General features: G+C 57.4%; 1 protein-coding gene. It reads left to right on the top strand.

The genetic code is table 11. The features are described 5' to 3' along the window. Window positions 1–45: 45 nt before the first annotated feature. Window positions 46–719, top strand: a 674-nt coding sequence (locus tag QQJ79_RS15590; protein WP_284223844.1) for an NAD(P)-binding protein, incomplete at its 3' end; no start/stop codon positions are given.

Here is a 719-nt window from a genome sequence, read left to right as displayed (position 1 = left end):
CCTCGGAGCCCTTATTGGGGTCGGAGCTGAGCTGGGATCGCCTGTATGTCTAAAAATATGCTGAAATTTGTCTCTCTGGAAAAACAGATGCCCGTAAAGCGGGGGGCGGAAGCGCGCCGGGAAGACTTCAACGAGATTTATGACGAATTTACGCCGAAAAAGGCAAAAGAGCAGGCGTCTCGCTGCTCCCAGTGCGGCATTCCCTATTGCCAGGTTCATTGTCCGGTTCAGAACAATATTCCCGACTGGTTGAACCTGACGGCCAATGGCCGGTTGGAAGAGGCATATGAGCTGAGCCAGTCCACCAACAGCCTGCCGGAAATCTGTGGTCGCATCTGTCCGCAGGATCGCCTGTGCGAAGGGTCCAGCGTGATCGAGAAGGGATTCGAATCCGTTACCATCGGCGCGGTTGAGAAATATATTACCGATACGGCGTGGGAAAATGGCTGGGTAAAGCCGGTAACCCCGGTTCGCGAACTGGAACAGAGCGTGGCCATCATCGGCGCCGGTCCGGGCGGTATGGCCGCAGCCGACCAGCTCCGCCGCAAGGGTTATCAGGTTCATATGTATGACCGTTATGACCGGGTGGGCGGCTTGCTGGTATACGGCATTCCGGGCTTCAAGCTGGAAAAACATGTGGTCGAGCGGCGCGCCCGCCTGCTGGAGGATAGCGGCGTGACCTTCCACCTGAATTTTGAGGTCGGCCGGGACGCCACCCT

This window comes from Brevundimonas denitrificans, from assembly GCF_030160755.1.
Lineage (GTDB): Bacteria > Pseudomonadota > Alphaproteobacteria > Caulobacterales > Caulobacteraceae > Brevundimonas > Brevundimonas denitrificans.
This window is presented reverse-complemented; position numbering and strand designations above follow the sequence as displayed.